At 67.9% G+C, this 25,603-nt stretch carries 25 protein-coding genes and 1 pseudogene; 11 read left to right on the forward strand and 15 right to left on the reverse strand.

Translation table 11 applies throughout. From position 1 onward, the window contains the following. The first annotated feature begins 12 nt into the window (after positions 1–12). Complete coding sequence (locus tag BX604_RS16635; protein WP_098551750.1) at positions 13–414, forward strand: PPC domain-containing DNA-binding protein; 402 nt, start codon at positions 13–15, stop codon at positions 412–414. A gap of 33 nt (positions 415–447) precedes the next feature. On the opposite strand, the pseudogene BX604_RS16640 reads toward BX604_RS16635, so the two are convergent. The 3 genes and pseudogenes from BX604_RS16640 to BX604_RS16650 form a co-directional block, all read right to left on the reverse strand. Further along, positions 448–708, reverse strand: a pseudogene (locus tag BX604_RS16640) (divalent metal cation transporter); the annotation flags it as partial. 388 nt (positions 709–1,096) lie between these two features. Then, positions 1,097–1,345: an adhesin gene (locus tag BX604_RS16645; protein WP_098551751.1), complete on the reverse strand. Its 249-nt coding sequence runs from the start codon at positions 1,343–1,345 to the stop codon at positions 1,097–1,099. A gap of 630 nt (positions 1,346–1,975) precedes the next feature. Then, entirely contained in the window at positions 1,976–2,410 is a 435-nt protein-coding gene (locus BX604_RS16650) for a universal stress protein (protein ID WP_098551752.1), read from the reverse strand. A gap of 394 nt (positions 2,411–2,804) precedes the next feature. On the opposite strand from BX604_RS16650, the gene BX604_RS16655 reads away from it, so the two are divergent. From BX604_RS16655 to BX604_RS16680, 6 genes are all read left to right on the forward strand, one after another. Further along, positions 2,805–4,289, forward strand: a complete 1,485-nt coding sequence (locus tag BX604_RS16655; RefSeq protein ID WP_098551753.1) for an amidase — start codon at positions 2,805–2,807, stop codon at positions 4,287–4,289. Between the two features lie 326 nt (positions 4,290–4,615). Next, positions 4,616–5,308: a hypothetical protein gene (locus BX604_RS16660; protein WP_098551754.1), complete on the forward strand. Its 693-nt coding sequence runs from the start codon at positions 4,616–4,618 to the stop codon at positions 5,306–5,308. A gap of 124 nt (positions 5,309–5,432) precedes the next feature. Continuing rightward, entirely contained in the window at positions 5,433–6,266 is an 834-nt protein-coding gene (locus BX604_RS16665) for an arylamine N-acetyltransferase family protein (protein WP_098551755.1), read from the forward strand. A 114-nt stretch (positions 6,267–6,380) separates the two neighbouring features. Then, positions 6,381–6,557 carry a ribbon-helix-helix protein, CopG family gene (locus BX604_RS16670; RefSeq protein ID WP_098551756.1) on the forward strand — a complete coding sequence of 59 codons (177 nt, stop codon included), beginning with the start codon at positions 6,381–6,383 and terminating at the stop codon, positions 6,555–6,557. Between the two features lies 1 nt (position 6,558). Continuing rightward, positions 6,559–6,909, forward strand: a complete 351-nt coding sequence (locus BX604_RS16675; RefSeq protein ID WP_098551757.1) for a VOC family protein — start codon at positions 6,559–6,561, stop codon at positions 6,907–6,909. A 10-nt stretch (positions 6,910–6,919) separates the two neighbouring features. Then, on the forward strand, positions 6,920–7,780 hold the full coding sequence (locus BX604_RS16680; protein ID WP_098551758.1) for a class I SAM-dependent methyltransferase: 861 nt from the start codon (positions 6,920–6,922) through the stop codon (positions 7,778–7,780). 15 nt (positions 7,781–7,795) lie between these two features. Here the strand turns inward: BX604_RS16680 and BX604_RS16685 are convergent, their stop codons facing one another. Continuing rightward, positions 7,796–12,646 (reverse strand): NAD-glutamate dehydrogenase, encoded by a 4,851-nt coding sequence (locus BX604_RS16685; RefSeq protein ID WP_098551759.1) that lies wholly within the window; start codon positions 12,644–12,646, stop codon positions 7,796–7,798. Positions 12,647–12,908: 262 nt separating this feature from the next. On the opposite strand from BX604_RS16685, the gene BX604_RS39625 reads away from it, so the two are divergent. Continuing rightward, positions 12,909–13,967, forward strand: a complete 1,059-nt coding sequence (locus BX604_RS39625; protein ID WP_244109107.1) for an SAM-dependent methyltransferase — start codon at positions 12,909–12,911, stop codon at positions 13,965–13,967. 21 nt (positions 13,968–13,988) lie between these two features. Here BX604_RS39625 and BX604_RS16695 read toward each other — a convergent pair whose 3' ends face one another. The 3 genes from BX604_RS16695 to BX604_RS16705 form a co-directional block, all read right to left on the reverse strand. After that, positions 13,989–14,177, reverse strand: coding sequence for a 4-oxalocrotonate tautomerase (locus BX604_RS16695; RefSeq protein ID WP_014898956.1), 189 nt, complete (start codon positions 14,175–14,177; stop codon positions 13,989–13,991). A gap of 61 nt (positions 14,178–14,238) precedes the next feature. After that, positions 14,239–15,015 (reverse strand): class II aldolase/adducin family protein, encoded by a 777-nt coding sequence (locus BX604_RS16700; protein ID WP_098551760.1) that lies wholly within the window; start codon positions 15,013–15,015, stop codon positions 14,239–14,241. Beyond that, a complete protein-coding gene (locus BX604_RS16705) occupies positions 14,990–15,883 on the reverse strand; it encodes an urea transporter (protein WP_098551761.1) in 894 nt (297 codons plus the stop codon). Before BX604_RS16705 ends, BX604_RS16700 begins: the two co-directional genes overlap by 26 nt. Positions 15,884–16,007: 124 nt before the next feature. On the opposite strand from BX604_RS16705, the gene BX604_RS16710 reads away from it, so the two are divergent. Then, entirely contained in the window at positions 16,008–16,562 is a 555-nt protein-coding gene (locus BX604_RS16710; protein ID WP_098551762.1) for a putative glycolipid-binding domain-containing protein, read from the forward strand. Here the strand turns inward: BX604_RS16710 and BX604_RS16715 are convergent. The 5 genes from BX604_RS16715 to BX604_RS16735 all read right to left on the reverse strand — a co-directional run bounded on the left by BX604_RS16715 (position 16,523) and on the right by BX604_RS16735 (position 21,802). Beyond that, positions 16,523–17,437 carry an alpha/beta fold hydrolase gene (locus BX604_RS16715; protein WP_098552925.1) on the reverse strand — a complete coding sequence of 305 codons (915 nt, stop codon included), beginning with the start codon at positions 17,435–17,437 and terminating at the stop codon, positions 16,523–16,525. The genes BX604_RS16710 and BX604_RS16715 overlap by 40 nt on opposite strands. A 4-nt stretch (positions 17,438–17,441) precedes the next feature. Further along, complete coding sequence (locus tag BX604_RS16720) at positions 17,442–18,347, reverse strand: metal-dependent hydrolase (protein ID WP_098551763.1); 906 nt, start codon at positions 18,345–18,347, stop codon at positions 17,442–17,444. Next, positions 18,344–19,285, reverse strand: coding sequence for an SDR family NAD(P)-dependent oxidoreductase (locus BX604_RS16725; protein WP_098551764.1), 942 nt, complete (start codon positions 19,283–19,285; stop codon positions 18,344–18,346). The genes BX604_RS16720 and BX604_RS16725 overlap by 4 nt, the downstream gene beginning before the upstream one ends. 21 nt (positions 19,286–19,306) lie before the next feature. Continuing rightward, complete coding sequence (locus BX604_RS16730) at positions 19,307–20,884, reverse strand: flavin-containing monooxygenase (protein WP_098551765.1); 1,578 nt, start codon at positions 20,882–20,884, stop codon at positions 19,307–19,309. A 246-nt stretch (positions 20,885–21,130) separates the two neighbouring features. Further along, complete coding sequence (locus BX604_RS16735; protein WP_098551766.1) at positions 21,131–21,802, reverse strand: lysoplasmalogenase; 672 nt, start codon at positions 21,800–21,802, stop codon at positions 21,131–21,133. Here BX604_RS16735 and BX604_RS38415 point away from each other — a divergent pair. Then, positions 21,792–22,001, forward strand: a complete 210-nt coding sequence (locus BX604_RS38415; RefSeq protein WP_143748052.1) for a hypothetical protein — start codon at positions 21,792–21,794, stop codon at positions 21,999–22,001. The two genes, BX604_RS16735 and BX604_RS38415, sit on opposite strands and share 11 nt — an antisense overlap. Before the next feature lie 40 nt (positions 22,002–22,041). Here the strand turns inward: BX604_RS38415 and BX604_RS16740 are convergent, their stop codons facing one another. The 3 genes from BX604_RS16740 to BX604_RS16750 all read right to left on the reverse strand — a co-directional run bounded on the left by BX604_RS16740 (position 22,042) and on the right by BX604_RS16750 (position 24,446). Then, entirely contained in the window at positions 22,042–22,875 is an 834-nt protein-coding gene (locus tag BX604_RS16740) for a MerR family transcriptional regulator (RefSeq protein ID WP_098551767.1), read from the reverse strand. Positions 22,876–22,884: 9 nt separating this feature from the next. Next, on the reverse strand, positions 22,885–23,451 hold the full coding sequence (locus BX604_RS16745) for a GNAT family N-acetyltransferase (RefSeq protein ID WP_098551768.1): 567 nt from the start codon (positions 23,449–23,451) through the stop codon (positions 22,885–22,887). A 71-nt stretch (positions 23,452–23,522) separates the two neighbouring features. Then, on the reverse strand, positions 23,523–24,446 hold the full coding sequence (locus BX604_RS16750) for a LysR family transcriptional regulator (RefSeq protein WP_098551769.1): 924 nt from the start codon (positions 24,444–24,446) through the stop codon (positions 23,523–23,525). Positions 24,447–24,577: 131 nt separating this feature from the next. Between BX604_RS16750 and BX604_RS16755 the strand changes: the two genes are divergently transcribed. Further along, positions 24,578–25,576: a quinone oxidoreductase family protein gene (locus BX604_RS16755; RefSeq protein ID WP_098551770.1), complete on the forward strand. Its 999-nt coding sequence runs from the start codon at positions 24,578–24,580 to the stop codon at positions 25,574–25,576. Positions 25,577–25,603 lie beyond the last annotated feature (27 nt).

The raw sequence follows: 25,603 nt of genomic DNA on the forward strand, positions 1-25,603 counted from the left end.
ACGTTACCGACCATGCAAGCCCATCCACTACGTCTTTCCCCCGGCGACGACCTGCGCGCGTCGATCGAGCATGCGTTGCGCGGGCTCGACGCGCAGGCGGCCTTCGTCATCCAGGGCATCGGCAGCCTGAACGTCGCGCAGTTGCGTTTTGCCGGCGTGGACGCGCCGACCGAACTGCGCGGCGACCTCGAGATCCTGACGCTCGCCGGCTCGGTATCGCCGGACGGCGCGCACCTGCATATGTCGGTGTCCGATGCACAAGGTCGCGTATCGGGCGGGCATGTCGCGAGCGGGTGCGTCGTGCGCACGACCGCCGAGATCCTGCTCGTGCTGTTGCCCGCGCATCGTTTTTCCCGCGAGCCCGATGCGGGCACCGGGTTCAACGAACTGGTGATTCGTCCGGAGGCGGGCTGATCGGGCGCATGGTTCGCGATGCGCGCCGCTTCAGCGAACCGTCTTGCCGAGCACGTGGCGCCGGCAATGATCGAGACGCGCGCTCACAAGCTGGATGGCCGTCATCAGCGAATAGGTCAGCAACAGCACCCACAACAGCTCGAATCCTAATTGCGCACCGGCTTGCGAGTACGTGCCGATTCCGGACGGATCGTCGTCGGCAGCGCCGGTGATCAGGCCCGGCCCGAGGCGCCGCAGCCATGTTGCAGTGCGGGGACGCTGTTCCGCCGAATCCAGTGGCTCGTTGTCGTTCATGATTGCGGCCCGATGGGGAGGGGCAATCGACACGCAATCGGCATGCCCGGGTCGCGGCGTTGCGCGATCGTGGTCGGCCGATGGCTGACGGGCGCGAATTGTTACGGAAAACAGACTTTGTTCCGCGCGTGCGGAAGCAGAGGGTGCAGGAGAGGGAGCGTGCGCGGCGCGCACACGAAAGACAGCGGCCCGGGCGTTGGGCCGCAGCGGACGTTGCCGGGCGACACGCATCAGCCGTCAGGGCGGGCGCGCGTTTGACGTGCTGCCGCTACCCGCACGTCGACAGTTGCGGCGGTGCACAGCGGGAAAACCCCGACGCGTGCCGACTACGACCGGCTTCGATCAAGCGATTCGATGCGAACGCAACCGATTCGGTTTTCGTTTAGCGTCAGCGGGACGCCATCGCGACATCCGGCGCACCGCGCCCGGTCACCAGGCAGCCGGACATGAAGGCCTCGCTCTGGCTGCCGGCCGCCGCGCTGCCGAAGCCTCGGCTAAGCGCGTCGTACTTGACCTGTTCGGCAGCCTGCGAGCACGCCAGCGGGCTGGAGTCGCGGCCTTGCGCGTGCAGCATGGCACGGTCGCCGATCAGATAAACCAGCAGCGCGAAAAAAACGACGTGTACGGTTCGTCTCATGGTTCGTCTCCTAGTTGCTCAAGCGTAACGCGGACTGGTTCGAAGAAACACTTGGGGGTTCCCCCGGTAAACGTCTGCTGAAACGCTCACCAGCAGCGGGGGATCGCGTCCCATTTTGTGGCGTTCCGTGCGGGAAAAACAGGGGGTTGGTGACGTGACAGGCGTGCGATTGACGCGAATTTGACGAATATCAGAGTACGGGCGGGGCGTGACGGTCGAGCCGCCGGTCAAAGCGATAGCATGAATGCATGTTTTAACGGAACGCGATGGGCGGCGAGCGATGAGCGCATCGGTTCCTGAAGCAGCAGCTATGTATTGAGCATCGCTATCGAAATAGTGAGGAATCCAAATGCTTAACGTGTCTTCCGTGCTGATCAGTCTGGCGCCGATGTGGGCAATCCTGCTGGTGGCGTCGTCCGCGGCGACCTATCTGGTGTTCTGGCGCAAGGTCATCAAGTAAGCGCAGGGCGAAAGAGGCCGCTCTGCGGTTGAGCCGCTGCGGTCTCGTTTCCGTTTGAGACTGCGCATCGGCGCTTTGGCAGCGTTCAGCGACGTTTTGGCAGTGCTTCAGCCGTGATACCACGCAACGCGCGTCGCGACGAAACCCGCGACGCGAAGCAGACGCGTCGCTCACTGCACCGCTGTCACCGGCACATTCGAAATCCGCACGAGCCGCGCCATCATGCTGCGCCGGAACATCGACAGCAGCGTGTGAAACGGATCGTGCCGCGGCGCGACGACGACGATTCCGTCGCAGCCGGTTTCGGCCGCAACGGTCGCGATCGTGTCGACCACCGGCCCGACCTTCTTCACGACGCTGTAGCGCACGCCGGCTTCCCGCAGGATTTGCTCGGCCACCGCCAGATCGTCGCACGCGAATTTCTCCTCGATCGAGCGCAGCCGCGACAGCGGATGGAATGCTTCGAGCCGCGTCGCCTCGAGCGGCGCCTGGACGTTGATCAGCACGATCTCCGACGCGCAGCGTTCGCGGTACAGGAACGTCGCGTGGCGGACCGCCTGAAGCGAGCGGGGCGAGTGACCGACCGGAACCAGCAGCTTGAGCATGGAGAATGCCCCGGAATCGAGATGTTTACAGCGTAGCGGGGCGTCGGATCGCGCCATCTAAAGAGAGCGGGCGGCCGCGTAAAAATGTCGTCAACGTCCCGCCACGTTGGGCGGCGCCTATTAGAAATATAAGAAATTTAAGTTTATGCGCATAAACGTTTTTATCGGCAGGCCGTCCGAACGGCTGTGCGATGGGGGGAATCCGATCCAGCGGCGCGTCGCAGCGATTTAGTCGGATCCTCAATGAATCGCGACGGAAAATATCGGAGGTCGGCCGTCCGGCGTCGCGTAGAGTAGAGCATCATCGGCCGCGGCGCGGCCTGTCCCGGCCCGGCCGGGGCGGTCTGCCGCCGTCACGCGGCCCGCCGACCATTCCGATTTCAGGAGACCCCGCATGCCGCATGGCGCCCCGCAGCTTCTCGCACCCGCATCCATCACCGTCGACCCGATCGTGCGCCTGTCGGCCGGCGAACTCGCGTCGGCGATCCGCAGCAAGGCGGTGTCCTGCGTCGAGACGATGCGCGCGTATCTCGATCACATCGAGCGCGTGAACGGCGCGGTGAATGCGCTGATTTCGCTGCGCGATCGCGACACGTTGCTCGCCGAAGCCACCGAAAAGGACGCCGCGCTCGCACGCGGCGAGTATCACGGCTGGATGCACGGGATGCCGCAGGCGCCGAAGGATCTCGCGATGACGAAGGGGCTGCGCACGACCTACGGCTCGCCGATCTTCCGCGATAACGTGCCGCAGGCGGATTCGGTCGGTGTTGGCCGGATGCGGGCGGCTGGCGCGATCTTCATCGGCAAGACCAATACGCCCGAGTTCGGTCTCGGCTCGCATACGTTCAACGAAATCCACGGCGCGACGCGCAATCCGTACGACCTGACGAAGAGCGCGGGCGGCAGCAGCGGCGGCACGGCGGCGGCGCTGGCGTCGCGGATGCTGCCGGTCGCGGACGGCAGCGACTTCGGCGGCTCGCTGCGCAATCCGGCCGCGTTCTGCAACATCTACGGTTTCCGTCCGTCGCAGGGCCGCGTGCCGCGCTGGCCGGGCGTCGACGTGTACATGCAGCAGCTCGGCATCGAAGGGCCGATGGGCCGCACGGTCGGCGACGTCGCGCAACTGCTGTCGATCCAGGCCGGCTACGATCCGAACGATCCGTTGTCGCTCGCGGAGGATCCGGCCGTGTTCGCGAAACCGCTCGACAAGGATCTGCGCGGCGAACGCATCGCATGGGTCGGAGACTGGAACGGCTATCTGGCAACCGAACCCGGCGTGCTCGCGCAGTGCGAAAAGGGCTTGGCGACGCTGCGCGAGATCGGCTGCGACGTCGACTCCGCGTTGCCGGCGTTCGCGCCCGACCGGATCTGGCGTCTGTGGCTCGCGCATCGGCACCTGCTGTCCGGCGGCGGCTTGCTCGCGCACTATCGCGACCCGGCGCGGCGCGCGCTGTTGAAGCCCGAGGCGATCTACGAGGTCGAAGGGCTGCTCGCGATGCAGGGGGCGGCGGTGTTCGACGCGAGCATCGAGCGCACCGCGTGGCATCAGGCCGTGCTGAGTTTCTTCGATCGCTACGACTTCATCGCCGCGCCGACCGCGCAGGTGTTCCCGTTCGATGTCGAGCAGCGCTGGCCGACGGAAATCGCGGGCCGCGCGATGGATACGTACCACCGCTGGATGGAAACGGTCGTGCCGTGGACGCTGGCCGGTTGCCCGGTGATCAGCGTGCCGGTCGGCTTCAACGACGCGGGGCTGCCGATGGGGATGCAACTGATCGGCCGACCGCGTGCGGATCTCGCCGTGCTGCAACTCGCACGCGGCTACGAGCGGGCGGCCGACTGGGTCGGCCAGCGCGTACCCGGCTGGATGGCCGCCTGACGCGCGGCACGACGGGCCGATCGGCAAAAGGCGGCGGACGCGCATGCCGATGCGCGCTCGCCGCCGCGCACACCAGAAAACGCGCATCGCGCCGTCGATTGCCGAAACCCGAAACACGCCATATTGATGCGGCAAAGGAACGAATCGCGCGGCGTGCTTGATATCGCGCAGCCGGTTCGGATGAATGCATGTCGCGAGGTAATGCGGCGGCGGAATTGCAAGCGGCCCTGACGGGCGATTTCGTTTCGATGTGTTTCAGTCGTTGCGGCGGTGCGCGACGCGCTTCGAAAATGTCGGCCTCAATCATTCCGGCACGAGGGAAACACATGGAGCACATTCGCGCGACGGGCAAGCGCCTCGCATCGGCGGGCATCGCATTCGGCATCCTGCTTGGCGCGAACGGCACCGCGCATGCGCAACTCGACCTGCAGTCGATCGGCTCGTCGCTGCTCGGCGGCGGGCAGCAACAGGCCGCGCCCGCGCAGGGCGGCGTCGCGCAATTGATGCAGGCGTACGTCGGCGCGAACCAGCAGGTGCTGGTCGGCCAGTCGTCGCTCGCCTCGGCGATGGGCCTGACCGGCGCGGCCGGGCAGGCGCAGCAGGCTGCCGGTCAGCTGGGCAACGGCAACGCATTGACGCCGGCCGCGCTGTCGCAGATGGGCGGCGCGCAGCAGTCGGTGTCGCAGGCGCTCGGTCAGGCCTTCGCAAGCGGTGGCGCGACGCAAGGCCCGGTCGACAAGCAGGCGTTCAGCAGCGGCCTCGCGTCGCTCGGCCAGGGCCTCACGCAGTATTCGCAACTGCAGTCCGGGCTCGGCAATCTCGGTTCGACGAGCGCCGCGTCGCTGCTGCAGTCGGGCCTGAGCCCGCAGAACATGCAGGCCGCGTCGTACATCGCGCAAAGCGCGCCGGGCCAGCTGCAGTCGCTCACGTCGACGCTCAGCCAGGCCGTGCAGTTCGCGACGAGCCAGGGCATTTCGGTGCCGTCGGTCGCATCGTCCGCGCTGAAACTGCTGCCGTAACGGCGCCGCCTGCCGTGCGCGACGCGGTGCCGGCGTCGCGCGCGGCTCGCCGGGATGGCCCCGCGTAACATGGGGATTTCGCTCGATGCTATCGTGGCGTGTCCCCTGTTATCGGTGCCGGTTCATGACTGACTCGTTCGACCTCCCGCGCTACTTCGCCCGCATCGGCTACGACGGCCCGGCCGAGCCGACGCTCGACGTGCTGCGCCGACTGCATCTGCTGCACCCGCAGGCGATCCCGTTCGAAAACCTCAATCCGCTGACCGGTGCGCGCGTCGCGCTGGATCTGCCCGCGATCGTCGACAAGGTGATCGGGCGCCGTCGCGGCGGCTACTGCTTCGAACTCAACAAGCTGTTCCATGCCGCGCTCACGACGATCGGCTTTCGCGTGACGCCGCTGATCGCGCGCGTGCGCTGGATGCGGCCGCCGGAGGCCGTCACCGCGCAGACGCACATGCTGCTGCGCATCGACCTCGACGGCGCGATGTGGCTCGCGGACATCGGTTTCGGCAGCGCGACGCTGACCACGCCGCTGCGGTTCGTGCCGGGCGAGCGGCAGTCGACGCCGCACGGCGCGTTTCGCGTCGTCGACGCGCCGGTCGACGGCGAGTTCGACATGCAGTTCGAGATCCCCGACGGCTGGCAGACCACCTACCGCTTTGCGCTGAAACCGGCCGAGTGGATCGATTACGAAGCCGCGAACTGGTTCACGTCGACGTATCCCGAATCCATCTTCGTGAACGACCTGATTGCGTGCCGCGTGCTGCCGGACGGCCGCGCGGCGCTGTTCAACACGGCGCTGACGGTGCGCGACGCGGCAGGCGCGGGGCGCACGACGACGTTCGACGATGCGGCCGGGTGGGGCGCGTGCCTGCGCGACACGATCGGCATTGATACAACGGGCTTCGATCTCGACGCGCTGTTCGCACGGGTGGCGGCGCGCGCGAACAGCATGTGAGCGCCCGGCGGTGCGGCGCCGGCGCCGGGATGCGCGCCGTCCGTCGTGCCGCTGCGATGGCGGGTTCCGGATACCGTGTTTGACATTTGCTAGATTACTAGCATACTAGCTTCCATGACCGACGAAGAAGTGAAGCAATTCAACGTGTACCTGCCGCTGAGCCTGATCCGGCAGGTCAAGCATCGCGCCATCGAAACGGAGCAGTCGCTGTCCGCGCTGGTGGCCGACGCATTGCGCGCGTATCTGGCCGCGGCACAGCCGGAGGCCGGGCCGTCCACCAAGGAGGAGTGACATGTCATCCGAGCGAATCGAAGCCGTGTTCCTGACGACGCACAACTGGGGCAAGTCGGCGAAGTTCTTCCAGGCGCTGGGTTTCACGCTGGAATTCGAAACCGATCACCACTCGGGCCAGTTGCGCAGCGGCGACGGCCCGTATCTGTTCATCGCCGAAGTGCCGCCGAGCGAGACGCCCGACATGCAGGTCGTGCTGAAGGTGCCCGACGAACAGGCGGTCCGCCCGCAGCCGATCGTCGACGTGGTCACGCCGTTCGAGGACACCCACTGGGGCACGCGCGACATGACGGTGCGCGATCCGGATGGTCGCGTCTGGCGCCTGCAGGCGCCGGGCAAGCCGAACGTGTGAGGCGACGACGATGACCGACAAGCACCCCGACGCCCCTGACAGCACCGCCGCGCGCGTCGCGCTGTGGCGTGCGCTGCACGTTGCACTCGATGCGCCGCCGCACGTGCTCGCCGACGAAGTCGGCCTGCGCCTGCTCGCGCCGGCGCCGGGCTGGCAGCAGCGCGGCGACATGGACCCGCAGTTCACGCGGCCGTTTCGCGCGTCGATCGTCGCGCGGGCGCGCTTCATCGAGGATCTCGTCGTCGAGCAGGCCGCGCGGGGCGTGAGCCAGTACGTGATCCTCGGCGCGGGCCTGGACAGTTTCGTGCAGCGCCGGCCCGAGATGGCGGCGCGCGTCACCGTATTCGAGGTCGATCCGCCGGCGCCGCAGGCATGGAAGCGCCGCCGCCTGACCGAGACCGGTTTCGGCGTGCCGGACTGGCTGCGGTTCGTGCCGGTCGATTTCGAAGCGAAGCAGTCGTGGCGCGACGCGCTCGTGCGCGCAGGCTTCGATGCGGGCAAGCCGGCGGTCGTGGTGTCCACCGGCGTCAGCATGTACCTGACGCGCGAAGCGAATGCGGCGGCGTTGCGTGAAGTCGCGTCGCTCGCGCCGGGCTCGACGTTTGCGATGACGTTCCTGTTGCCGCTCGAACATGCCGATCCGGACGTGCGTCCGGGCCTGGAGATGGCCGCGAAGGGCGCGCGCGCGAGCGGCACGCCGTTCATCAGCTTCTTCATGCCGTCGGAAATCCGCGCGCTCGCGACGCAAGCCGGCTTCGCGCAGGCCGACCACGTATCGGCCGCGGCGCTCACGCGCCGCTACTTCGCCGATCGCACCGACGGCCTGCGCCCGCCGAGCAACGCGGAAGAACTGCTCGTCGCGACGGTGTAGCGCCGCGACCGCCGGTCACGCGCGTTCGAGCACGGCCATCTCGCGCACGACCACGAGCAGCACCGCGAGGCTCGCGCTGCCCGACGCGCGCAGGTCGGCGAGCAGGTGTTCGTAACGCTGCAGCGCGGCCTCGCGGCGTTCGCGCCACGTGTGGACGATCGTCTCGGGCGCCGTCGAGTCCGACGATTCCGAGAGTGCGCTGCTCGCCAGCGCGCGCTTGAGCCGCGCGACTTCCGCGAGCGCCGCCGCACGTGCCAGCATGTCCCAGTGCGTCGGGGTCGGGAGTGCCGCCGCGCGCTCGCCGATCCATCCGTAGTTGAGCAGCGTGCCGAGCGAGAAGTAGACGCCCGCGACGAGTTCGAGGCTGCGGTTGCAGGTGGCCGCCACTTCGGCGATGTCGAGCAGCGCGGCCGAGATGTCGCCGCTCGCGACGCGCACCGCCAGCGCGCTGTCGACGCCGGCGTCGACCAGCACGCGCTGCCGTTCGGACAGCGCGTCGAGCACGTCAGCCGGCAGCAGCGACGGCAACTGCGGCGCGATGCGCTGTACCGCGTCGCGGCAGCGCGCGATCAGCCCGGCCACGCCGCCGTCGGCCACCGCCCCCGACTGCAGGTGCCGCAGGAACCACAGCGCCGCGCGCTCCAGCAGCCGCGCGACATCGACGAACATGCGCGCCTGCACGTCGTCGGCGACCCGGTTGTCGAGCGCGTCGATGTCGCGCCACACCGCATCGAGATCGAACACGTCGCGCGCCATGATGCACGCGCGCACGATGTCGCCCGGCTTCGCGTCGGTTTCCTCCATCAGCCGGTGCACGAACGTGCAGCCGACGCGGTTGACGAGCGCGTTGGTCAGGTGCGTCGCGAGAATCTCGCGGCGCAGCGGATGGCGCTGCATCGGTTCGCCGAAGCGCTGTTGCAGCGGCTTCGGGAAGTAGTCGACGAGCATCGCGGCGACGAGCGGATCCTCGGGCACGTCGGTTTCGAGCAGCGCGTCGTAGAGCCACATCTTGCTGTACGCGAGCAGCACCGCGCGCTCCGGCGACGTGAGGCCCTGTTTCGCGGCCTGCCGTTCGGCGACCTCGTCGTCGGTCGGCAGGAACTCGATCACGCGGTTCAGGCGGCCCGCGCGTTCGAGCCAGCGCATCAGGCGCGCCTCGGCGTCGAGCAGCTCGACGCTGTAGCGGCCCGCGATCGACAGCGCCTGCGTCTGGTAGTAGTTGTCGTGCAGCACCAGCAGCCCGACTTCGTCGGTCATTTCCGCGAGCAGGGCGTTGCGCTGCTTCTCGGTCATCTCGCCGTCGGTGACGACGAGCCCGAGCAGGATCTTGATGTTGACTTCGTGATCCGAACAATCGACGCCGGCCGAGTTGTCGATCGCGTCGGTGTTGATGCGCCCGCCGCGCTGCGCGAACTCGATGCGGCCGAACTGCGTGCAGCCCAGGTTGCCGCCTTCGCCGACGACCTTGCAGCGCAGGTCCGCGCCGTTCACGCGCACCGCGTCGTTCGCGCGATCGCCGACCTGCAGGTGGGTTTCGCGCGCGGCCTTCACGTAGGTACCGATGCCGCCGTTGTACAGCAGGTCGACCGGCGCCTGCAGGATCGCGCGGATCAGCTCGGTCGGCGGCAGCGCGTGCGCGTCGATGCCGAGCGCGGCCTGCACGGCCGGCGACAGCGGGATCGTCTTCGCGGTGCGCGGATAGACGCCGCCGCCCGACGAGATCGTGGCCGTATCGTAGTCGGCCCAGCTCGAGCGTTCGAGCGCGAACATCCGCTGGCGCTCCGCGAAGCTCGTCGCCGGATCGGGGTTCGGGTCGAGGAACACGTGCCGGTGATCGAAGGCCGCGATGAGCCGGATATGCGGCGACAGCAGCATCCCGTTGCCGAACACGTCGCCCGACATGTCGCCGACGCCGACCACGGTGAAGTCGGTCGTCTGCGTATCGACGCCCATCTCGCGGAAGTGCCGCTTCACCGATTCCCACGCGCCGCGCGCGGTGATCGCCATCTTCTTGTGGTCGTAGCCGACCGAGCCGCCGGATGCGAACGCGTCGTCGAGCCAGAAGCCGTATTCGTGCGAGATCGCGTTCGCGTAGTCGGAGAAGGTGGCCGTGCCCTTGTCGGCCGCGACGACCAGATACGGATCGTCGGGGTCATGCCGTACCACGTCGGGCGGCGGCACGATCGCGTTGCCGGCGAGGTTGTCGGTCAGGTCGAGCAGCCCGCGCAGGAAGGTCTGGTAGCACGCGATGCCTTCGCGCATCCACGCTTCGCGATCGCTCGGCGACGGCGGGTTCTTCACGACGAAGCCGCCTTTCGAGCCGACCGGCACGATCACGACGTTCTTCACCATCTGCGCCTTCATCAGCCCGAGCACCTCGGTGCGGAAATCCTCGCGGCGATCCGACCAGCGCAGGCCGCCGCGCGCGACGCGCCCGCCGCGCAGGTGTACGCCCTCGACGCGCGGCGAGTACACCCAGATCTCGAACATCGGCTTCGGTTCGGGCAGGCCCGGCACTTTCGCCGGGTTGAACTTGAACGACAGGTACGGCTTCGGTTCGCCATCCGCGTCGCGCAGGAAATAGTTGGTGCGCTCGGTCGCGTTGATCACGCCGAGGAACTGGCGCAGGATCCGGTCTTCGTCGAGGTTCGGCACCTGGTCGAGGGCCGTCTCGATCGCCTTCAGCAAGCGTTCGGCCTGCACGTCGCGCGTGCCGCCCGTGCCGCCGGTGGCCGGATCGAAGCGCAGCAGGAACAATTCGACGAGCTGTCGCGCGATCGCCGGATTGCCGGTCAGCGCGCGCTCGATGTACGCGTCGCTGAACGTCGAGCCGACCTGCCGCAGGTATTTCGCATACGCGCGCAGAATCGTGACCTCGCGCGCGCTCAGGTGTGCGCGCAGCACGAGGCGGTTGAAATCGTCGTTCTCGATCCGGCCGCTCCAGATGCGATCGAACGCGTCCTCGAACAGGCCCTTCACGCGCTCGATGTCGAACTCGGTATCGTCGGCCAGTTCGAGCCCGAAGTCGTGCACCCACGCGTGCGCGGCATCCTGCGTCTGGATCCGGTACGGCCGTTCCTCGTCGACGCGCACGCCGAGATGTTCGAGCATCGGCAGGCTGCGCGACAGCGCGATCGGATCGCCCGCGCGATACACCTTGAAGCGGAACGCGCGCGGCTCGGCTTCGATCGGGCGGTACAGGTTCATCGCGAGCTGGCCCGAATCCTTCACGCGTTCGATCAGCTCGATGTCGCGCACGGCGGTGCGCGCCGGATAGTCGTCGCGATAGCCGGCCGGGAACGATTCTGCATAGCGCTGCAGCAGGCGGTTGCCTTGCTCCTCGCCGAATGCGTCGAGCAGCGCGTCGGCCAGATCGTCCTGCCAGCGGCGCGCGACCTGCACGAGCCGCGTTTCGAGCTCGCGCGTGTCGACGTCGGGCATCGTGCCCGGTTCCGCATGGACGACGAAGTGAATGCGCGCGATCGCCGATTCCGACAGCAGCGGCGTGAACTCGACGTTCACGCCGTTGTACGCGTCGACGAGCAGCTTCGCGATGCGCCGGCGCAGGTCGGTGTTGTACTTGTCGCGCGGCACGAAGGCGAGGCACGACACGAAGCGGCCGAAGCGGTCGCGCCGCACGAACAGGCGCGTGCGCTGGTGTTCCTGCAGCCGCAGGATGCCGAGCGCGATGTCGTAGAGCTGGTCTTCGTCGGCCTGGAACAGTTCGTCGCGCGGATAGGTTTCGAGCACCGTGACGAGCGACTTGCCGAGATGTCCCTTCGGCAGGAAGCCCGCGCGCCGCACGATGTTCGCGCACTTGCGGCGTACGATCGGGATCTCGGCGCTCGACACCATGTAGGCGGTCGACGTGTAGAGCCCGATGAAGCGGCGTTCGCCGATCACCTTGCCGTCGGCGCCGACGAGTTTCACGCCGACGTAGTCGAGATAGCCGGGGCGGTGCACGGTCGCGCGCGAGTTCGCCTTGGTCAGGAAGATCGGCCAGGGGCCGGTGATGATGTCGGCGGCGGCCGGTGGCAGCGGCGTCACGTCCGGTGCGCCGGACGGGCGCAGCGCTTCGCGCAGCAGGCCGGAGCCCGAGCCTTCGATGCCGCGCAGGCCGAAGCCCGTGCCATCGGATACCAGCGCGTAGTCGCGCTGGCCGAGGAACGTGAAGTGGTCGGCCACCATCCATTCGAGGAACGCGCGCGCTTCGATGTCTTCCGCGGTCGATTCGCGGGCTTTCATGTCCTTGATCGTCGCGCGCGCGATGTCGACGATCTTCGGCCAGTCCTCGACCGAGGCGCGCACGTCGCCGAGCACGCGAGCGATGTCTTCGCGCAGCGTGTCGAGCAGGGCGGTGTCGCCGCAGCGGTCGACTTCGAAATGGATGAACGACGCGAGTTGCGACCGGTTGTCGTCGGATGTTGCGCCGCCGGCGTCGACACGCTCGATGCCGCCGTTACTGCCGCGCCAGATGCGGAACACGGGATGCAGCGCGGAGTGCAGCGCGAGCCCCAGGCGGTTGACGGCCATCGTCACCGAGTCGACGAGAAACGGCATGTCGTCGTTGACGATCTCGATCACCGTGTGGTCCGAGTGCCAGCCGTGCTGTTCGAGGATCGGGTTGTACACGCGCAGCCGCTCGCTGCCGGGCACGAATTTCTGGGCGGTCTGCCAGTGCGCCATGGCGGCGCCATACAGGTCGGCGATGCTGCGATTCTGCAGATCGTCGGCGTCGACGAAATCGTAGTAGTGACGCAAGAACGGTTCGACGATCCGGAACGTCGCTTCGGGCAGCCGCCCGCGCGCGAACTCGACGACGTCGGAGAGCAGGTGTGCGACGACTTCCTCGTTCTTCGCTTCCATGGCGGTCTCCTGTCGGGTGGCCATTGGCTGCTGCGTCTGTCCGGCATTATGCGCCGATTGCGTGACGGCACGATGTGCGGGCGCACAACGAACGGGCATGCATAGGCGAGCCGACGCGCCAGTGCAAGCCCGCATGATGGCGGTGGGTTACGATTTATTGCATGATGTCGTACCTGTTCCGGCCGGTCCCAGGGATCGAGCCCGCATTCGACGGTATCTGACAGTAAGTACGCGGTAAGCCATCTTCGGAGAAATTTGATAGATGAACATCACGCGCATGACCCCGTTTCGTCAAATGACCCGCATGTATCACGCGGTGCTGGATATTCAGAATTCGCTGTCGCAGTTCGCCGTGTCCGCGCAAACCAAAAGCGATCGTCACCTCGGCGATATCGACGCGCTCAATGCGCGAATTGCGCAGCTGGAATCCACGTGCAGGGAATTGACCGACATGGTCAGGCAGCCGCCGCGCGTCGTCGAACGGCCGTTCGTGCCGTCTCCGCCGTTCACCGCCACCTCGCAACCGGGGGAATTCGCGCGGTATTCAACCTGCAGCGTCGCGGATTTCTACCATCCGCGCTTCCTCGAAATCTGCGGGATGCTGAATCACCACTTCGTGTTTCACCGCAAATTGTGGGAATGGGTTTTCGTGATCCACCATTTGCTGCAGTCGGGCGCGGTGAAACCGGGCGCGCGCGGCCTGGTATTCGGTGTGGGCAGCGAGCGATTACCGGCGCTGTTCGCGAAGCTGGGCGCGCAGATCGTCGCGACCGACGCGCCGGAGGAAATCGGCGAAGCGAATGGCTGGAAAGCCACCGGTCAGCACAGCGCGGCGTCGTCGCAGATTCGCTACGAGGACATCGTCGACGGACGCCTGTTCGACGAGCGCGTGTCGTACGAAGCGTGCGACATGAACCACATCCCGGATCATCTGCGCGATTTCGATTTCAACTGGTCGTCGTGCTGCTTCGAGCATCTCGGCGATCTCGAGGCCGGCAAGCAGTTCGTCGTCAATGCGGTCGAAAAGTGCCTGCGCGTCGGCGGTGTCGCGGTCCATACGACCGAATTCAACCTGACCTCCGACGACGACACGCTCGACAGCGGGCAAACCGTGCTGTATCGCCGTCGCGACATGGTGGAGCTGGTCGAGCGGCTGAGAAGCCGCGGGCACGAGGTCCAGCCGTTCGTCGTCGCGCCGGACGCGCACCCGCTCGATTTTCACGTCGACGCGCCGCCTTACAAGAACATCCCGCATCTGAAGCTGGCGTACGAGAAGTACGTGGGCACGTCGGTCGGGCTGGTCGTCAGGCGCGGGCGCTAACCGGGCGGGGCGGCGTCGAGCTTAGCGCTCGTCGCTCCACAGCTTGCCGGCCGTCGCCCAGTTCTCCTTCTTCACGTCGGCAAGGATGATGTCGACCGAACCCGGGTCGCAGCCGAGCGTCTCGCACGTGACACGCGTGATTGCTTCGACGAATGCGCGCTTCTGCTCGACCGTGCGGCCTTCGAACAACTGGATATTGAAAGTCGGCATGACTGAATGCTCCGATGGTTGGGGGTAAACGATTCGTCCGGATAGCGGCGAAGGCGGCCGGTCAGTCGCGATACGACCGGTCGATCCGGTCGAGCCGACGCAGCAGCGCCGGCCATTCCAGTTCGCCTTCGATCGCGCCGCCGTCGCGCAACTGCTCGGCCGTGCGCTCGGCGACGGCGGGCTCGGGCAGCACCAGCGGCCCGCCGCCTGCCTGCGCACGCACCTGGATGTCGCAGGCCTTGATCAGCGTATCCATCAGCACGTAAGCCTCGGCGACCGTGCGGCCGACCATCAGCGTACCGTGGTTGCGCAGCAGCATCGCGGATTTCCCGCCGAGGCTCGCGGTCAGCCGCGCGCCTTCGGCCGGCGAGAACGCGAGCGCTTCGTAGTCGTGGTACGCGAGGTCGCCATGAAACCTCAGTGCGTGCTGCGACGCGGGCAGCAGCCCGTCGCGCTGGATCGACACCGCGATGCCGGCGCTATTGTGCAGATGCATCACGCAGACGGCATCCGGCCGCGCGGCGTGCACGGCCGCGTGCAGCGCGAAGCCCGTCACGTTGACCGCGTGTTCGCCGTCGCCGATCCGGTTGCCGGCCAGGTCGATCTTCACAAGATTCGACGCACATACTTCGTCGAACGTGAGACCGAACGGGTTGATCAGGAAATGGCCGGGCTCGCCTGGCACCGTCGCGGAAAGGTGCGTGTAGATCAGGTCGTCCCAGCCGTTCAGCGCGACGAGGCGATAGGCGGCGGCGAGATCGACGCGCAGCCGGCGCTCGGCGTCCGAGATCGGACCGCCGGGTTTCACGGCATCAGGACGGTGTGCGAATGACGACATCGGGTTCTCCGAGGGTAAAGCGGCGTGCGACGACCACCGTGATCCACGACGCGAGCGCGAACGGGGCGGTGAGCACGATGAGGCCGGCATGCATCGCGAGCCACTGGATCAGCGCGGCCAGCGCGGCGGCTGCCAGCGCCGCGCGGGTGCCGCGCGACATCAGCGCAAGTGCGGCGAGCGCGCCGTTGAAGCCTAGCAGGCCGTCGGCGAAGGGGGCGCCGCTTGCGCCGAGCGCGACCAGCAGCGCGGTCGACACGATCGCGCCGGCCAGCGCGAGCGCGGCCGCGCGTCGCGATGCGGCGGCGATGCCGGCGACGATCAGCGCGCCGGCCCACGCGCCTTGCGCGAACGTGGTTTGGGCGACGCCCGACAGCAGCGCGGGGGCGAACGATTCGAACGTCGGAGCGGTCGCGGCAGACATCGCGCCCGCATGCTGCGCCGCGACAAACGGCAGCCACAGCGCGGTGGCGACGAGGCACGGGCTCGAATACGGACATTGCCGCCATTTCGCGAGTGGCGTGCGGATCGCGCGCTGCACGAGCCCGGCGCCGATCGCGGCGAGCGGCACCAGCGCGAGTGTCGCGAGCGCGGTCGGGGCGAACAGCACGACCACCAGCGCGGCCAGCGCGCCGTTGAAGCCGTGCAGCCCCTGGTCGATGTCGCGGCGCGGCGCGCCGGTCAGTACCGCGGTCAGGTTCGCGGCCGCCGCGCCGACCAGGGCCGCGCAGGCGAGCCGCAGGTCGGTCAGCGCGAGGGCGGCGACCAGCATCACGCCCGTGAACGCGTTCGCCTGCAGCACGATCTGTCCGATGCTGCGCAGCAGGATGCGCAGGTCGATCGACGGCGAAGCGGAGCGGGCGGTAGGCATGGTGGCGGCGGAACAGGACGAGCCGCGAGCATAGGACACAATGCCATGCACCGGAATAGGGAATTCTGGATAGTCGGGATTTGTGCGACGATGCCCCGGTGTGGGGCATGGAGGAGGGGCAACGATGCGGGAAGTGCGCTGGGCGTCGCTCGAGGGCGACGGGATCGAACACCTGACGTTCGAGCGGAGCGACGGCGGCATCGTCGTCGAAAGCGCGGTGGTCGGCCAGCGGTACGGCCGTGCGTACGGGCTGGCGTACCGGGTCGAGTGCGATCCGCGGTGGCGGGTGACGTACGCGGCGCTCAGGGTGATGGGCGGCGGCACGCTCGAACTGAGCAGCGACGGGGCGGGGCACTGGCGCGACGGAGCAGGCCGCGCGCTGCCGGAACTGGACGGCTGCGTCGATATCGACATCGCGGCCACGCCGTTCACGAATGCGCTGCCGATCGGCCGCCTTGGCCTCGAGCGCGGCGAACGGCGGCCGATCGACGTCGCCTACATCTCGACGCCGGACCTGACCGTGAAGCCGGTCAAGCAGGCCTATGCGTGCATCGAGCCCGGCCGGCGCTATCGCTACGAAGGGATCTTCCGGGATTTCACCGCGGAAATGGACATCGACGCCGACGGGCTCGTGATCGACTACGAAACGCTGTTCAAGCGACTGCCGACGGTGCGCTGAACCGCTGCGGGCGCTGTCGTCGCGACCGCCGGCCTTTCCTGCGCCGTCGCAAACCGGTCGATCCGCGACGCGATCAGATCGGGATTGCGCAGCACGATCCAGTGTGCGCCGTCGATTTCCTCGCGCACGTGCTCACCGAGCCAGCGGTCGAGATCGATCGACATTTCAGGCGTCACATAGCGATCGCGCACCGGCACGAGAATCTGCACCGGCGCCTGCGCGTGCCGTTCGCGCGGCTTGCTCGCCCGCGCGAGGAAGTTCGCGCGATAGAGTTTCAGCCCGTTCAGCGCATTCTTCAACTGGGAAGGATCGCGTTCCGGCCGGACGCGTTCGGTGAGCTGCAGCCAGCGCGGCCACAGCGCGGCGCCGCCGAGTCGCCAGACCAGCGACGGCACGACCGGCAGATGGAAGAACGCGATGTACCACGACTTCAGGCTCTGCCTGAGCCGCATCTTCGCGCGGAACACGTGATCGAGGCACGGCCCGGAGATCGACGTGTACGACGCGATCCTGCCGCGAAACGCCGGGTCGGTCACGGCCTCCCAGCACTGGATCGATCCCCAGTCGTGGCCGACGAGATGGAACGGCCGGCCGCCGCAGGTCGCGTCGGCGACGGCCTTCAGGTCGTCCGCGAGCCGCGCGAGCGCGTAGTCCGCACGACGGCGCGGCGCATCGGATGCGCCGGCGCCGCGCACGTCGTACGCGATCACGCGATAGCGCTTCGCGAGCCGTGCGCGGATCGGCGCCCATACGGCCGCCGAATCGGGGTAGCCGTGCACCAGGATCAGCGGCGGCGCGCGACGCGGGCCGCTGACGTAGACGGCGAGTTTCACGTCGCCGGAGTGGACGGTCAGCATGTCGTGTGCGCGCGCCATGATGTCATGCCTGCGGAACCGGATGCAGCGGCACGCGGCGCGGCGCGGCCTGCGCCGCATAGCGCGCGTTGGTCGCATCGATGTTCGCGAGCAGCGTGTCGAGCCCCTGCAGATACTGGTGGTTGTCGTGGTCCCACGGATGGAAGCCCGGACGGAAATAGTCGAGCCATTCGCCGGCGATGCTCGGGAACACGCCGGTCTTCGGGCTGTACAGATACTTCACGAGACGCCACATGCCGCCGAACCCGCCGTGCCTGCGACGATGCGACAGCATCAGCCGCACGTGGAAGTCGAACACGATCGTCCAGAACATCGCGGTGGTCAGCAGCATCGTGGTGGTGCGCAGCAGGTAGCTGCCGAGGCCGGGCTTCATCACGGCGTTCCATACGTCGTACGACACGGCCTTGTGCTCGGTTTCCTCCATCGCGTGCCACATCCACATCTGCTGATAGCCTTCGACCGACCCGTCGATCCGGTGCTCGTGGCCCGACAGCAGCTGGTTCGCGAGGATCGCGGTGTAGTGCTCGAGCGCGATCGTGATCGCGAGCTGCATCGAGTGCGGCAGCACCTTCCTGAAGAAGCCGAGGATCGTCCACAGCCGCTTGTCGAGCTTGTGCGCGGGCAAGCCGGACGATTGCAGCAGGTCGTTGTACTCGATGTGCTCGCGCGTGTGCATCGCTTCCTGGCCGATGAAGCCGAGCACCTGCTTCTTCAGTTCCGGATCCTCGATGCGATCGCGATAGTTGCGCACCGAGTCCATGAAGAAGCGTTCGCCGGCCGGGAACAGCAGCGACAGCGCGTTCATGAAGTGCGTGACCGGCACGCCCTGGACGTGCCAGTCCTTCGCGTGTTCGGGCGGCAGCGCGAAACGGATGTCGCGTCGCACGGGCATCATGTTCGGGGTTGTCATGATTGTTCTCCTCCCTGATTGCCTGCGTTGTTGTAGGTGGCGTGAAGCGGGGCGGCGGCCGCCGGCACGCCGTAGCGGGCCGCCATGCGGCGGGCCTTGGCGGCCTCGCGGCGCGACTTCAGCACGACGAGCGCCTGATACGCGGCCGGCAGCACGCGCACCATCCAGTCGGCGGCCTTCGCGTCGCGGCCGATCAGCACGCGGCGCTTGTTCCTGCGCACGCCGGCGAGGATCGTGCGCGCCGCGTCGTCCGGCGTCGTGATGAAGAACTTCTCGAAGTCGTCCTTGCCTTGCTGCTCGCTCTCGATCATGAAGCCGATCATGTTCTTCGAGATGCGGCTCGACTGCGCGATGTTGGTGCGGATGCCGCCCGGATGCACGCAGGTGGCCGACACGCCGCAGCGCTGCATGTCGAGCTCCTGGCGCAGCGATTCGGTGAAGCCGCGCACCGCGTACTTGGTCGCGTTGTAGCCGCTCATCCCCGGCTGCGCGAAGATCCCGAAGATGCTCGACGTGTTGATCACGTGGCCGTCGCCGGTCGCCTTCAGGTGCGGCAGGAATGCCTTCGTGCCGTGCACGACGCCCCAGAAGTTGATGTTCATGATCCACTCGAGATCGCTGTATTCCATGCCGTCGATCGTGCTCGACAGCGCGACGCCCGCGTTGTTGAACACGAGGTTGACCTTGCCGTGTTCCTTCGCGGTGTCGTCGGCCCACGCGAACATCGCGTCGCGGTCGCCGACATCGAGCACGCGTGTCGAGACGCGCACTTTCGGCGCGATCGCGCGCACGATCCGCTCGGTTTCGGCGAGGCCGACGCCGTTCTTGTCGGCGAGCGACACGTGGCAGCCGGCCTGCGCGAGCTGGACCGCGAGCGAGCGGCCCATGCCCGAGCCTGCGCCCGTGATCGCGGCGACCTTGTTGGCGAAATCTCTCATGTCGGTGACTCCTTGTCTGACTCAGGCCGCTTCGATGGAAGCGGAAGCGGCGGGCGCGGCGACGGGCCGCGCGCTCGTGTCGTAGTGCGGCGCGCGATACGCGTGGTAATCGGCGATCGAGAAGTGCGCGGTCGCCTGGCGGAAGCGCCACGTGAAGCCCGGCCACAGCGTCGTGTTCTTGCCGGTGCGCGGATCGAGATACCAGCTCTTGCAGCCGCCGGTCGACCAGATCGCCTTCTTCAGCTTGCCTTGCAGCGCGCTGTTGAACTGCGCCTCGACGAGCGGGCGCACCTCGATCGCATCCGCGCGCTCGTGGTGCATCGCCTGCAGCGCGCCGAGGATGTATTCGATCTGCGACTCGATCATGAACACCATCGAGTTGTGACCGAGGCCCGTGTTCGGGCCGACGATCATGAAGAAGTTCGGGTAGCCCGGCAGCGTCGTGCCGAGATACGCGTGCGCGCCGTCGCGCCACGCATCGACGATGTCGAGCCCGCCGCGACCGATGATCGCGCCGCGCGGATACGGATCCGCGACCTGGAAGCCCGTGCCGTAGATCAGACAGTCGACTTCATGGCGCTTGCCGTCGGTCGTCACGACCGCATCGGCTTCGATGTGGTCGATGCCGGTCGTGATCACGTCGACGTTCTTGCGCGACAGCGCCGGGTAGTAGTCGTTCGAGATCAGCACGCGCTTGCAGCCGAGCGTGTAGTCCGGCGTGACGGCCGCGCGCAGTTCCGGATCGGGGACCTGCTTGCGGATATGGCGCAGCGCGAGCTTCTGTACGTTCTTCATCAGCCCGGGATGGATCGCGAAGCCGAGCACGCGCGATTCGAGCATCCAGTAGATGCCGCTGCGCACGGCCTTCTGCGTGAACGGCAGCGCGCGGAACAGCCACTTCTCGATGCCGCTCAGGTTGCGGTCCGGCTTCGGCATGATCCACGGCGGCGTGCGCTGGAACAGCGCGAGTTCCTTCACGCGCGGCGCGATCTGCGGCACGAACTGGATCGCGCTCGCGCCGGTGCCGATCACCGCGACGCGCTTGCCTTCGAGCGCGTAGTCGTGATCCCACTGCTGCGAATGGAACGCGCGGCCCTGGAAGGTTTCGACGCCGGGAATCGCCGGCAGCGCGGCGCGCGACAGGCCGCCCATCCCCGACACCAGCACGCGCGCCGACAGCCGCTTGCCGTTCGCGAACGCAAGGCGCCAGCGCTGCGCGGCCTCGTCGTATTCGGCGCGCTGCAGCTCGTGATTCAGGCGCAGGTGCGGGCCGACGCCGAAGCGCTGCACGCAGTCTTCCAGATACGCGCGGATTTCCGGCTGCGGCGCGAACATGCGCGTCCAGCGCGGGTTCGGCGCGAACGAGAACGAATAGACGTGCGATTGCACGTCGCATGCACACCCGGGGTAATGATTGTCGCGCCACGTGCCGCCGACCGACGCCGCCTTTTCGAGGACGACGAAGTCGGTGACGCCTGTTTGCCGCAGGCGAATGGCCATCCCGAGACCGGCGAAGCCGGTGCCGATGATGGCGATGTCGGTGGTTTCGTCCAGGCCGTCGTGGCCGGGCGGGCCGAAAGGCAACGTGCGAGCATTCATCCGGGTGTCTCCGATTTGGCTCATTTTCGAATGTTACATTGTTTGATGTAACGATAGTGGGTGAACCCGGAAACCGCAAGAGGCTAGAAGCGGCGCTCTAAGGGCCGGAAGCCGCGCGGGAAAAGGCTGAGCGGGGTTTGGAACGGTTCGGTTCGCGCATCGAGGGATGCGCGGAAACGGCCGTCGGCAGGGCGTGGGAGGTAGTGAGCGAGGCCGCCGGCATGCGGCGGCCTGTTTGAAACACAATCAGGGACGGATCGAGCGGGCGGCCGTCTCATGGAAAACCCCGGCCACGATCGTGACCTGTGCGAGCGCGTAGAGCCCCCAGATCAGGTAGTCGATGCCGGGAAAGCCGCCGAGAAAGCGGCCGACGCCGATCAGCGTGTCGGAACCGACGAAGATCAGGCTGCCGACGGCGACCAGCGGGCCGCGTGTGCGGGCCGCGAGCGCGAAGCTCGCCATTGCGCACAGCACGAGCATGTAGACGGCGACCGGCACGAGCAGTTCGCCCAGGTGCGGCAGGAACGCTGCGTAGAACGCCGGCGCGGCGATCCACAGCGCGATCAGCGCGACGATGCGCCAGCCGTGCGGCCGCGCGCGCCAGCGCACGAAGATCGCGCAGTAGCACAGGTGCGTGAGCAGGAACGCGCCGAGACCGAGCACGAACGACAGCGGCCAGTCAGGCAGCGCGAGCAGCACGTCGCCGAGCACGGCCGTGGCGAGCGCCGCGCACAGCCACGTGCGTTCGCGCGCTGCCGAGCAGGTGCTGCCGGCCGCGAGCAGCAGGATCCCCATTGCCGCCTTCGCGGCCGCCTGGCCGGGATAGGGGGCGGCCGCGAGCGACAGTCCGTACAGCAACGCGGCGGCGACGGCGAGCGGCCAGAGCCGGCGATAGGTGGCGGGAAGCATGGCGATCAAGGCGGGTGTCTCCGGTTTGTTGTTGTCTGCGGTGGACCGACGCGCCGTCGGGGGCGCGGCTGCAGGCCATTATCCGGAAGAACGGGTGGGTGAAAACCGGCGAACCCTTCTAGTGCGCGGCGGGATCGAAAAAGGAAAAAGCCGGCGGGCATGGCATGCCGCCGGCTTTTTCCTGAGCAGTGCGTGTGCGTGTGCGTGAGCGTGACGTCGCGGCGCTTGTGAACGCGGTGGTGTCGTGCTCAGCGTTCGTCGTCTTTCGGCGCCGGCGTGCCGGACAGTCGTGCGGCCTCGTCGCTTAGCTTCTTGTCGAGAATCGTCGCGACGCGGCCGCCGAGATAGGCGCTGGCCGCGGTCTCGAGCGCACGGTTCGTCTCGCCCTCTACGAACACGGCCGCGAGCGGGCGCAGCCGCCAGATCGCATCGACGAGCGCGGGCACGTCGTTGACCGGCGGCAGCGTGCCTTCGTCGTAGCGGTCGAGCCGTTTCACGACGAGATCGACGAGCAGCCGCGCGATCGCGTCGAAGTGCGGCCGTGCGAGGCTGATCACGTCGAGCAGTTCGCGCGGCGGGATGCCTTCCTTCGTCATCGCGGCGGCCGCTTCGAGCAGCGCGGGGCTCTTCGCGACGAACGACAGGCCACGGCGTTCGAGCAACCCGAGTTCGGTCACGCGCGACAGTTGCGACGCCGTCTGCGGGCCGAACATCTGCGCGAGCGCGGCGAGCGAATAGGTTTTCGGCAACTCGTGCGACCAGCGGCCGCCGATCGCGTTTTCCAGGCCGAGGATCGAGCGCAGGTCGTGACCTTCGTCGATCGCCATGATCAGATCCTGGATGTTCGACAGCGTGTAGCCGCGTGCGAGCAGATGGTTGATCAACTTCAGCCGCGCGACGTGCGTGTCGTCGTAGATGCCGACGCGCCCGCGCTTTTCGGGCGGCGCGAGCAGCCCGCGATCCTGGTATGCACGGACGTTGCGCACGGTCGTGTCGGACACGCGCGCGAGTTCGTCGACCGTGTACTCGTTGCGGGAATCCGCAGCGGCCTCGTCGGTATGAGTTGGAGTCTGTTTTGACATGCGGCCATTCTAGCGCGACGCGACAGGCTCGGGCGAGGCGGGGAGCGACCGCGAGCCGTCGCCCAGCGTGCGCTGCATCAGCGCGGAATCGATCCAGCGGCCATGCTTGAAACCGACCGCCTTCAGCACGCCTGCTGGCTCGAAACCGAACGCGCGGTGCAGCGACGTCGAGCCGCCGGTGCCGCCGTCGGCGATCACCGCGATCATCTGCCGCCACGGGCCGGCCTCGCACCGGGCGATCAGCGCGGCGAGCAGCGCGCGGCCGACGCCGCGTCCGCGTTGTGTGTCGTCGATGTAGATCGAATCCTCGATCGTGTAGCGGTACGCGCTGCGCGGGCGGTACGGCGTCGCATATGCGTAGCCGGCCACGCGGCCGTCGCATTCGGCGACGAGATACGGCAGCCCGTGACGCAGCACCGCGTCGCGGCGCGCGCGCAATTCGTCGACACCGGGCGGGATTTCCTCGAACGACGCGACGCTGTGGCGCACGTGGTGCGCGTAGATCGCGTGAATGGCGTCGAGATCGGCATCGGTCGCGGCGCGGACGACACAGGCGGGAGCAGGGGCGGCGGACATGGTGGCGGAGCGGACGGACGAAATCGCTACTATGCCGGCCGCCGGGCCACGCGGTAAAGGTGGCGGCGCGCCTACAGGTGGCCGTCCGCCGCGCGAACCGCGTCCGCGATCGCGTCGGCGACGCGTTGCACGCGCGGCGACCGGCGTACGTCCGGGTGGACGACCAGCCAGATCTCGCGCTCGACATCGCAGTGCGGCGCGGCGGTCAACTCGACGAGCGGCGCGGGCGCCGACGACGCAGCGACGGTGGCGGGGACGCCCGTATTCGCGTTCTCATCCGTGTCCAGCGCCCGATCGTCGACGAGAAAGCGCGGCAGCAACGCGATGCCCGCGCCGGCCACGCACGCACGATGCAACGCGGCCAGATCGTTCGCGATGAACGCGAAACGGCGGCCGGCTGCAAAGCGTTCGAGCCACTGCTGCTGCGGCATTTGCGCGAGCGCGTCGTCGTAGCCGAGAAACGCCCAGGTGTCGGGCGGTGCGGCGGCCCAGTCGGGCGACGCGCACAGCGCGAAGCGCATCGTGCCGAGCCGGCGCGCGGCCAGCCCCGGCTCGCTCGGCCGCGACAGGCGCACCGCGAGGTCCGCTTCGCGCGCATACAGGTTCGCCGCGTGCATCTCGCCCATCAGGTCGATCCGCAGCGCGGGCCATGCACGCTGCGCGCGGGCGAGCCGCGGCGCGAGGAAGTGGCTCGCGAACACCGGCGACGCCGACACGCGCACGACGCCGTCGAGCGTCGCCGCGCCCTGGGCGGCCCGCGCGAATGCATGCACGTCGGCTTCGACGCGCGCCGCATGTTCGGCGAGTTGCAGCCCTTCGTCGGTCGGCGGCCAGCCGCGCGGCAAGCGGTCGAACAGCCGGATGCCGAGCGCGGACTCCAGCGCGTCGATGCGCCGCGCGACCGTCGAATGCTGAACCTGCAGCGCCCGCGCGGCGGCCGACAGGCTGCCGCCGCGCATCACCGCGAGGAAATAGCGCAAGTCGTCCCAGCTCATCGGCGATGGCGATGCCGCAACGGGATCTGGGTCGGTCGAATTTTGCACAGTAAGTGGGCGTGTGGCGGGAATTCTGATTGATTATGCACGATGGGATGATCGTGTCACTTTATTTGATTGCGAGGAACGTCATGACCCAGACTGTGACTGCCACCCGGATCGGGATCGACCGCTACGGCGACGCCGGCGTGCTGCGCCGCGTCGACGCGCCCGTGGGGCTGCCGGGTGCCGGCGAGGTGCGGATTCGCCAGACCGCCGTCGGCGTGAATTTCGTCGATATCTATTTCCGGACGGGCGCGCATCCGCTGCCGGCGCTGCCGGACGCGCTCGGCGTCGAAGCGGCCGGCGTGGTCGACGCGGTCGGGCCTGGCGTGACGGATCTCGTTCCGGGGCAACGGGTCGCGTATGCGGGATTGCCGACCGGCAGCTATGCGAGCGTGCGCACGCTGCCTGCCGAACGCGTGGTGCCGGTGCCCGACGGCGTGAGCGACGACGCGGCCGCCGCCGCGCTGCTGAAAGGGATCACCGTCTACATGCTGCTGCACCGCGTGCGGCAGGTCGGTGCAGGCGAGACCGTGCTCGTGCATGCGGCGGCCGGCGGCGTCGGGCTGCTGGCGACGCAGTGGGCGCGCTCGCTCGGCGCACGGGTGATCGGCACGGTCGGCTCGGCCGCGAAGGTCGCGCTGGTGCGCGCGCAGGGCGCCGATGCGGTGATCGACTATCGCGAGGCGGATTTCGTCGCGGCGGCGCGCGCGTTCGGCGGCGGCGCGGGCGTCGACTATGCGATCGACGGGATCGGCGGCGACGTGCTGACGCGTACGCTCGGCGCGGTGCGGCCGTTCGGCATGGTCGCGAGCATCGGGCAGGTCGCCGCAATTGGTGCGCGGCACACGATCGATCTCGACGAACTCGGGCCGGCCCGCTCGATCGCGCTCGCGCGGCCGAGCGTGCTCGGCTTCATCGCGCGCGACGTCGCCGGGTATCGGGAAGCGGCGCGCGCGACGCTCGACCGGCTCGCGGGCGGGATGCATGTGGAGATCGGCGCGCGGCTGCCGCTGGCGCAGGCGGCCGATGCGCACCGGCTGCTGGAGTCGCGCAAGACGACGGGGGCGGTGGTACTGGTGCCGTGACGGGCGCAGCACGCCGCGGCTTCGCAG

It is taken from the genome of Burkholderia sp. JKS000303, from assembly GCF_002563755.1.
GTDB lineage: Bacteria > Pseudomonadota > Gammaproteobacteria > Burkholderiales > Burkholderiaceae > Burkholderia > Burkholderia anthina_B.